The sequence below is a fragment of the Chamaesiphon sp. OTE_75_metabat_556 genome, from assembly GCF_031378165.1.
In the GTDB taxonomy this organism is placed as follows: domain Bacteria; phylum Cyanobacteriota; class Cyanobacteriia; order Cyanobacteriales; family Chamaesiphonaceae; genus Chamaesiphon.
The window spans coordinates 1-8695 of record NZ_JANNDR010000323.1 but is presented as its reverse complement, the minus strand read 5'-3'; the positions used below and the strand labels follow the sequence as shown (position 1 = coordinate 8695).

The window sequence follows — 8695 nt, the reverse complement described above, 5'->3', positions numbered from 1 at the left end:
TGCTGCTGCTCTTGGCTGTGTCATATGCCTTGCCTTCTCTTCAGCCCTACCTTTCTATTTTATCTCTCCTAGAGTGATAGAAGAGGGCTAATTGCCGTCCAATCAATCTGGATGGCACTGTATAAAGAACGCCACGGACTTCAACAGTACTTCTGGTACTGACAAGCTGTTAAGATTTCGTAGTCAGGGATGCGATATTTGGGTAAAGATTTGAGCTGAGTCTTCTCCTGTTCGTATTTCTGTTGACATTGCTGGTTGAGCTTGGCAACTGCTGATTCAATCAATAATCCATACTCTTCTAGATTCTGGAAATCATTACTACCACGCAAGTAAATGGCTTGTTTAATCCGATTTTTGAGATGACCGTGGGGAGATTCAATTGCGCCATTTTCATGAGCAACACCTGTATTGTTACGAGTCGGTTGCATTCGATAATGGTCGCACAGCTCATCGTACAAGCGGGTTAAGGATTTGTTTCCGCCCAAATTCCGATATGCTGCACTTAAACTATCGGTACGATGTTGTTTGGGTACTCCACCGCAAGCTGTGAGAGCGTTTTGCAGTCCTTTTGCAAGAGCGATGAAGCTCTCTCCACCTTGAATAATCTGGGCATATTGCCAACCACTGTAAGCCAACCGATAGTGATAGATTAAATGCTCGAATGGTTTGCCAGCAATGGTTATCTCCATCCCTTTAAGTTGGGTGAAGTCTGATAGGCCCATCATTCCTGGTTCATGACGCAACTCAAACATTACTTCTGGACTTGGCCCATGTAGGGCTTTCCAGGTTTGCACTCGTCGTTGAATCGTTCTCAATACCTGGGGATATTTGCCAGGATAGGTGTCTTGTAGATATTCAAATAGGGTCATCGGTTTGAGTCGAGGTTCCTGTTTGAGCATTGGCTCTAGTTCTTTGTCCCAGACATCCCCTAATGGATCTTGAGTGCTATTTCGATCTGCTACTTTGCCCCGATTGGGTTGGTGTTGACCTGCTTCGATCCGTTGACCCGTGCGTTCGGATATTTCAGCGATATACGCTGCGTTGGCTTGCGTTAAGCCAATTTCTCTTGCGTTCATATACGCTCTTGTTTGGTATAAATGGATAGCTTTTGTTGACACTAGATTTTTTCTCTTTGCTGGGAGATTTTCTAGTGTCTTTCTTTTTGGCTAGCTAACGATCTATTTCTCTCTTCTCGTTCGCGTAGCGTTCCCGAATGGAAATCTGCGACCCGACAAGACTGTCATTTCACCCGCCAATGTCATTGTCGTCTAACATTCCTGCAATGATCCCACTGTGGTCAAGATCCTGTACTCTTATGTCTGACGCTTCAAAATTTCTCATTCTTTAAAAATACAGGATTTTCTCTTCTTACCTGCGGAATGACGGTTTTATTGCTTTAACTTCGAAATAGCCGACTGTAGAGAGTTTCGTGTTGCATACTAGCTAGCGACGATCCCCAGCTACAGACATAAAGATCTGGATCATCTAGAACCAGAAGGGTCTGAGAGAGGAGATCAATCGAGTCTTTCAATTGCCACAAAATTTGTTGCCCTTCTGTTTGACCGAGGGGAATCAATTTCACACCGATACCGATTTGATTCGTTACCCAACTTTGGAGATAAGCCAGAATTGCTGAGTGTCGATCGATGTGCCAAGATTGTGCGGTGATTCCAAAAGCGATCGCATAATGACAAGGATACTCGATCAATTGGATCGAGTCTTGAATGCCTGGTGTTAATTCGAGTGCGAGTTTAATTAACGAACCACCCATTTGCCAACTTTGGAGTCGCAATTCTTCAGTTTCTCGTGCAGCAGTTAGCCAGTTATTCCAGTGGTTTAATTGATCGAGATCGAACTGACTGCTAGCTAGATAAGCTCGATCCATGAGGGCTGTTTCGATCCGAATCGCGCCAGTTTGTAGTTCTCGATCAATCCAAGTTTGAAGAGTCGGTCGATCGTAGACATTGCCTTGTAAAATTAAACTTTCTAGACCTTCAGAATAACTGTATCCACCCACTGGTAAAAGTGGACTTGCTAATTGAAGCAGTCGTAATAGTTGTTGGTGATAAATTTGCACGCTCACACCACGATCTCGAAGATTTTTCAGAGCTTAAATAAATTAGATTCCTGACAAGTATTGCTGGAGTCGGTGTTTAAAGCTTTAATGTTAGCACTATCTAAATACTCAATCGAATTCATTCGTGATGGTGACTATAAGCACCACCTTCAGGGCAAAATGGGGCAACTTCTGTAACTACTTGTAACCCTAATTGGATCGACATTTTTTCTAAGACAGGATCGGGACTCAGCCGGAGATAGTTTGGCGATATCTCTAGACTGACATGACGATTGCCAAGATGGTAAGCTGCGCGTAATAATTGCAGTTTGTCATCACTAGTAAGCGTCAAAACTTGCTCTGGTTTGGCTCTGACTTGGACGAGAATCTCACCAGTCTCTGACGTGAGGATATCCCCCTGCTGAAGAGTCGTTCCGCGTGGTAGTTGTAGGTGGACGAGCGTGTTATCTTCGGTGATAAAACTATAGCGGCTGCGGGTACGTTCGTCAGCAGTGAGGGATAAGATGAGTGGTGGTAGATGAGTGGAATGGGAATGGGGGTGCAATCTGTTAGTCAGTAAGATTGCAGTTGCAGACGACGAATCATTGGGCACGGTAGAGTTGACCTCACTAGACGATCGTTGCTATTGTATCCTCTCCTTGATCGGCTGGATCGCGATGACAAGCTAATTCATGAAACTCCGTACTCGCTCTTGCAATTGAGGATTGGCGCGTACGGCTTGAGTAATTTGATTGAATCTATCGATACTCAATCCCCGACTAGCCGCAATACTCTCACATTGATTGCAGTATTTAACAAATAGCGATTTGGCTTCGCTATTTAAACTTTCCATCGTCGCAGGCTGATTGCAAACTAGGTTGGGTAGGTTGCCGCCATTGGCGCGGCTGACTTGGGTTAATGCTGATTGGCGAGCTGGTTCGATTTGCATCAGTGCTGCTGCGTAGTTGCGCAGATCGGGATCGCTAAATTCATCTGCTCGTGCCGAACTATTAAAATATGCACTGGGTTGCGCTGCGGTAAAATCTGGGACGATGCCACCCAAAATACCTAAGAAGCTAGTGATGATTCCCAACAATAGTGGGCGAGATAAATGATAAAAACTACTGCGAATGTGTGGAGTTGTCATATGACCAGGTGTGAAACCAATCGATCGAATTTTGGCTTGAGTTACATTTTAATTGAAGTGTTTAGGAGTTGATAAGTTCCTGAACATGTTTGGGTCATCCTCAATGATGAGATTATTGGCCTAAGCTTGGGGATAAGGGGTAGCGACAAGCGGAATGTTTGTCGGCCATTGTGGTAGAAATGATGATGTTTTCACTACTTTGCCAGCAGTCTACTGTTTGGGTCGACTAGATCTATTTCTCTATCTACAAACAATCGATCGATCGATATCTAAAACAATAGCCCGCAGCTGCGGGCTAAGATCGGAGAGTTCTAGATCCTAATGTGAAAACTATGCTTCAGCGGCACTTTCAGCAGCTAGTGCTGCAGCAGCGGCTTTAGCTGCTTTTTTGGGGGGATCGAGTTTGAGGCTCAAGTAGCGGATGACATCTTCACTCAGGCGCATCGATCGTTCCAATGGGGCAATTTCTTTACCAGAACCAGTATAGTTGACCTGGACGTAGATACCGTCGCGGTTTTTGCCGATGAGGTAGGCAAGACGGCGTTTGCCGCGTTGCTGGATCTCGATGTCGGTAGCACCGTTAGTTTCGATAATGTCTCGATATTTTTTGATGGCTTCGTCGGCCTGCTCGTCCGATAAGTCGGGACGCAGAATGTACATGATTTCGTATTTGTCGCTCACAGATTCTCCTTATGGACAGATTGGCTTCGATTTCCACACGGATGGTGGCAGAAGCAAGGATTATCTATTGTATCAGCAATTGGCGATCGGTAGTTGTTCCTATATCACTCACATCACTCGATAATCGGTCGATAGACCTAGCTAAACCATTTTGGGAAGTGATTATCTTGGTGTTCGAGATAAGAGATAATCCACCACCCACAAGTGGTAAAACTCAACAATAAGCAAGTAGAGAGTAAGTAAGCGCTAGAAATGACACGAACAATGGCAGGTGCGGAGACAGGATCGAACATGATTCATTCAGCTCAAGGCTGTTGAAGTTGTTTATGAATTACCTTATATCTGTAATTCTGCTATTTAATACCCACACTCAGCGGTGTTTTCCGTCACTTGTGTTAGGTATTTTTTGTGCTAGACACTAGCACTGATCGACATACCCTTATTTTACCCCTATTTGTTAAGAAATATTGAAGAATGTTTGACTATCTGGAGAAACTAGAAAGCGATCGCGGTTCAAAACCGCTAGAGGAGGCACTACTACCATTAACAACCATCTTAAATAGTAGCTCGATCGATCTCGGAAATCCAACAATCCCCCGATCGAGAGATACTTATTGACAATTTGTAACTGTTTGACCGTTCCGCCTAGCGATACAACTGCCACCAGGGCAGATGAGGTGACTGATGATGTTCTTGGTGGTAGCCGAAATGATAACAGCTCATCAACGACCACCAGCGGGATCTGGCGATCGTCTGAGCGCGGTGGGGATTAAGATAGCCATTGGGTGGTTCGCGGTGGGGTAAGAATGTCCCAAAATAAAATAATTGCAGCGAACTCAAGAGTGAGGGGATCGCCCAGAATAAGATCGGGTTGGTGATACTCCACAGCAGCGAGTGCCGATCATGCCCGACGGTACCGTAACAAATACTTGCATAAACCCCCAACATTAAGACCACATTTATCGCTTGTGGCCAACTAAAATGTTCGCAGACGAAATGAGCGTACCAGCTCCAAAAATTGGTGGCGGTGCCGTTATGAAAATCGGGATCGCGATCGCTCGCTGGATACTGATGATGTAAGTGATGCTTGGTCGCCAAGAGTGCGTAGTCAAATCCAGCATACAGCCACAAGCATAACTGCCCGATCGCCCGATCGATCGGCGGTGATGGGTGGATGCTGCCATGCATCGCATCGTGAGCGGTAATAAATAGCCCTGTATATAGCCAAGTTTGCCATGCAACCACACCGAGCAACCCCAGGGGCTGAAGAGTATCGATCTGAATGTGTAAGCAGTTCCACAGGCTCACCGTCCATAAGCAGATAATTGCCAGGGCGATTTGGAATGACCAGTTGTTCATGAATCCTCGAAATTTAGCGATCGACGATCGATTGTCCTTTTGTGCAAATCCAGCTTATCAATTAGCAAACAGCTCCAGCCGATTTACGGTAGATCGCCATCTCAATTCAGGTAATTTGCTTTTTAGGCAGGCATCGTTATAGTATTTTAACTAATGGTTAAATTTTACAAACAAAACCTCACAAATACCTATTTATCCTACTTGGGGCTATAGTACTTATGTCGATTACACTGAAATCTGCCCAGTCAATTTTTGCGAATACTTTAGTCGCCGATGCTGTGCCGGCAGTGACTGCGGCCTTCGACCAACTCAGCGTCGAAGATCAATTGGCTTTACTTTGGTACGCTTACACTGAGATGGGCGTCACGATCACTCCTGCGGCGACGGGTTCGGCGAGCATGGCACTGGCACAACCATTGCTCGACCAAATCAAAGCCATGCAACCTGCGGAGCAAACTCAGGTGATGACTGACTTGGCAATGCACACCGATACACCGATTTGCCGGACTTTTACGTCCTTTCGGATGAATACTAAGCTCGGCTTCTGGTATGAGTTGGGTCAAATGATGAAACAAGGCTTAGTCGCACCGATTCCTGCTGGCTACGTCCCTTCTAAAGAAGCAACTGCTCTGCTCGAAACCATCAAACAACTCGATGCCGGTCAACAAATCACGGTGTTGCGGAATACGGTAGTGAACATGGGTTTTGACCCAGCACGCGGTCAAGATTATGACAAACGGGAAGCTCCCTCAGTTACGCCTCGCGCTTTTGCAGATCGTTCGCGCGCCGCGATCGAAGGTGTCGATAACTATACCGTATTGAGCTACATCGACAACATGAATGCCTTTGACTTCATGGCGGCATCAAGTCTGTTTGTCGAAGAAGGGGCACTCCAGCCGCCATTCCAAGCTCCCGTTGTCGGCCCAGCCGCAATCCTCACTTATATGCGGGAAGAATGTGTGGGCTTGAAAATGCTACCAGAACGCGGTGTCGTCGAATCGATCGATGATGGTTATACTCAAATTAAAGTTACTGGTAAAGTCCAAACGCCGTGGTTTGGTGCCAGTGTCGGCATGAACATCGCTTGGCGGTTCTTGCTCGATCCTCAAGGTAAAATCTTCTTTGTCGCGATCGATCTGTTAGCTTCTCCCAAAGAGTTGCTCAACCTCCGTCGTGTTTAATTTAAAGGTTTAATCAAGCAGATTTCAGTCAACTAAAATACCCACTAGTAGGGGCAATTCATGAATTGCCCCTACTAGTGGGTATTTTCGATCGATTGCGATTAACCACGCAATCTCGCACACACAAATCGATCGAGTCCGGCCAGATCGTCAATAATCTGAATATTGGTATAGCAGCCCTGTCGCGTTAACAAGTCAGTGACTGCCGCACCCTGTCCGGCCATCATTTCCACTAACCAAATACCGCCGGGTTGCAGGTATTCAGGTGCCGTATCGACCAAGATCCGCATCGCATCTAAGCCATCAATACCGCCATCTAAGGCCAGATGTGGTTCGTGCTTGACTACCTCCGGCTGGAGCTGGAGCACCTCCTGGGAGGGAATGTAGGGGGGATTGGCGAGCATTCCAGCTACTTTGCCCTGGAGCGGTGCTAATGACGACCACCAATTGCTGTGGCTGAACTGGATGCGATCGGTAACATCTAGTTGATTCGCATTGAGTCGAGCGATTGCTAAGGCAGCAGGACTGCAATCTACCGCGTAAATGCTAGCCGCAGGTAATGTTTTGGCCAATCCGATCGCAATTGCGCCGCTACCCGTGCCCAAATCGACCCAAATTCCTTGCTGTTGAGCACTCGTGCTCGAATCGATGGCAATATCGATGATCGATTCGGTTTCGGGACGCGGAATCAATACCGCTGGCGAGACAACTAGCTCGAAATCTCGCCAAAATGTTTTCCCAACGAGATATTGCACGGGATGATGGTGCTCGATGCGATCGAGCCATAATGTAGACAATCGATCGAGCGGGATCGCCATCTCGATCGATCGATTGTCTGCAATCGATTCTAGTCTTAAGGTGAGTCGATCGAGATCGGCTACCGATTGCAGTAACCAATCAACCTCTCGCTTGGCAACACCGCTACCTCTAGCAAGATCGATCGCCCAGTTTCGCCACGCCCAGAGTTCCCGTCCAGTAATTCGCGCTACTACCATTTATGGTTTAGCAGTGGGAGTTTTAATTTGAGCTGCTTGCAATTTGCGGGCACTTTCGATACTTTCCACGGAGGGGACAAATACTAATTGCTGTTGCCCTGCATAGTTTTTAGACTTGAAATCAGCCATGACCACATGCAGATAATTAACTTTGATCTGAGCTTTGGCAACTAATTTAGCATCTTTTTTTCTAACGCGATCCAACCATTGCTGGGCTTGATTTTTACTGAAAAACAATGGTGTTAAATTGTTTTCTTGGACTGTGGAAAATTTACCATTTTGCTCGATCGCAATCATAAATAATGGCACTGGATAGAGCGCGTTACCTTGATATGGTTTTTTGAGGATTTGCGCGTTCTTGAGTTGCTGCTCGGTTGGAAAAAATACGAAGCTGACGTTGGATGATTTTTTCTGCAAGTCCATTTGGAGCTTGTAAATCTCACTCATCGGTACGGGCGTTACTTTGGCAACTTTGCTCTGCTGAGGTTGGGCTTTTTTGAGTTTATTAAAAAAGACATCCGCATCTTTTGATTCCATAAATACGGGAATGATCGTCCGCGTAGTACCAGATGCTGTCACGCTCTGCTGGAGAAAATTCCCCGTGTTGTTGGCGATCGTAAATACGGGTACTTTTTGAAGTTTGTCAATAATTTGAGCTTCCGGCAGCGCTTGAGCTGGTTGGGGTGCAATGGCAATTACGGGCGCGATCGTGCCCAAGATCGCCATCGAAAGAATCAACGATTTAAACATTGTATAATTGCAATAAAGCTAAGATTTTCGATATTTTTTATCGATGTGATGATGTCTAGATCGATTGAAGTGTCAATAATTGTCACTACGTTTCGATCGACAGTAATCACTATGGACTGTTATCCTAACAGATTGTTTCCGTACTGTGAATACTAGCTCGTATGGAGACATGCCAATGCGATCGGCATTAGATACGAATGATGTTTAATTTAGATTTACTCCCCGGGCAAGATTCGAACTTGCGACCAGTCGATTAACAGTCGACCGCTCTACCACTGAGCTACCGAGGATTATGTTTGTGCGCGGTTGCGTACGTAAACTACCATATCATCATGGGGGCAAACTTGGCAAGTAACTCGGCCAACTTTCTTTGGTCTGAAATTCAAATAGCACGATCGGCGAATGGAGTAGCGCGATGAAGGATTTAGTCACTACCGTTGTTTTCTGTAATTGCGTACTGGCGATCGCGATTTTTGGCATCACGCTCCAGACGTTAAAATTGCGAGAGTACATAGTCGCCATCGCC

General features: G+C 45.9%; 10 protein-coding genes, 1 tRNA gene and 1 pseudogene. 1 reads left to right on the top strand and 11 read right to left on the bottom strand.

All coding sequences use genetic code 11. The features are described 5' to 3' along the window. Window positions 1-67 precede the first annotated feature (67 nt). The 7 genes and pseudogenes from istA to RMO27_RS12875 form a co-directional block, all read right to left on the bottom strand. Window positions 68-1118: pseudogene (istA, locus tag RMO27_RS12905) on the bottom strand (IS21 family transposase); the annotation flags it as partial. A gap of 278 nt (window positions 1119-1396) precedes the next feature. Next, on the bottom strand, window positions 1397-2083 hold the full coding sequence (locus RMO27_RS12900; RefSeq protein ID WP_309733078.1) for an urease accessory protein UreF: 687 nt from the start codon (window positions 2081-2083) through the stop codon (window positions 1397-1399). 112 nt (window positions 2084-2195) lie between these two features. Next, on the bottom strand, window positions 2196-2669 hold the full coding sequence (gene ureE / locus RMO27_RS12895; RefSeq protein ID WP_309733075.1) for an urease accessory protein UreE: 474 nt from the start codon (window positions 2667-2669) through the stop codon (window positions 2196-2198). 72 nt (window positions 2670-2741) lie between these two features. Then, window positions 2742-3203, bottom strand: a complete 462-nt coding sequence (locus RMO27_RS12890; RefSeq protein WP_309733072.1) for a DUF4168 domain-containing protein — start codon at window positions 3201-3203, stop codon at window positions 2742-2744. A 330-nt stretch (window positions 3204-3533) separates the two neighbouring features. After that, window positions 3534-3884: a 30S ribosomal protein S6 gene (rpsF, locus tag RMO27_RS12885; RefSeq protein ID WP_396133702.1), complete on the bottom strand. Its 351-nt coding sequence runs from the start codon at window positions 3882-3884 to the stop codon at window positions 3534-3536. A 457-nt stretch (window positions 3885-4341) separates the two neighbouring features. After that, the gene (locus tag RMO27_RS12880) at window positions 4342-4548 is read right to left on the bottom strand and encodes a hypothetical protein (protein WP_309733070.1); all 207 of its coding nucleotides are present in this window, start codon (window positions 4546-4548) and stop codon (window positions 4342-4344) included. Further along, complete coding sequence (locus RMO27_RS12875; RefSeq protein WP_309733068.1) at window positions 4530-5243, bottom strand: fatty acid desaturase; 714 nt, start codon at window positions 5241-5243, stop codon at window positions 4530-4532. The genes RMO27_RS12880 and RMO27_RS12875 overlap by 19 nt, the downstream gene beginning before the upstream one ends. Before the next feature lie 218 nt (window positions 5244-5461). Between RMO27_RS12875 and RMO27_RS12870 the strand changes: the two genes are divergently transcribed. Beyond that, entirely contained in the window at window positions 5462-6424 is a 963-nt protein-coding gene (locus RMO27_RS12870; RefSeq protein ID WP_309733067.1) for an orange carotenoid protein N-terminal domain-containing protein, read from the top strand. Between the two features lie 101 nt (window positions 6425-6525). Here the strand turns inward: RMO27_RS12870 and prmC are convergent, their stop codons facing one another. The 4 genes from prmC to RMO27_RS12850 form a co-directional block, all read right to left on the bottom strand. Beyond that, window positions 6526-7419, bottom strand: a complete 894-nt coding sequence (gene prmC / locus RMO27_RS12865) for a peptide chain release factor N(5)-glutamine methyltransferase (RefSeq protein ID WP_309733065.1) — start codon at window positions 7417-7419, stop codon at window positions 6526-6528. After that, a complete protein-coding gene (locus RMO27_RS12860) occupies window positions 7420-8169 on the bottom strand; it encodes a Tic22 family protein (RefSeq protein WP_309733062.1) in 750 nt (249 codons plus the stop codon). A gap of 218 nt (window positions 8170-8387) precedes the next feature. Then, window positions 8388-8459 (bottom strand) — tRNA-Asn (locus RMO27_RS12855). Window positions 8460-8499: 40 nt separating this feature from the next. After that, a partial coding sequence (locus RMO27_RS12850; RefSeq protein WP_309733059.1) for a hypothetical protein occupies window positions 8500-8695 on the bottom strand: 196 nt, incomplete at its 5' end.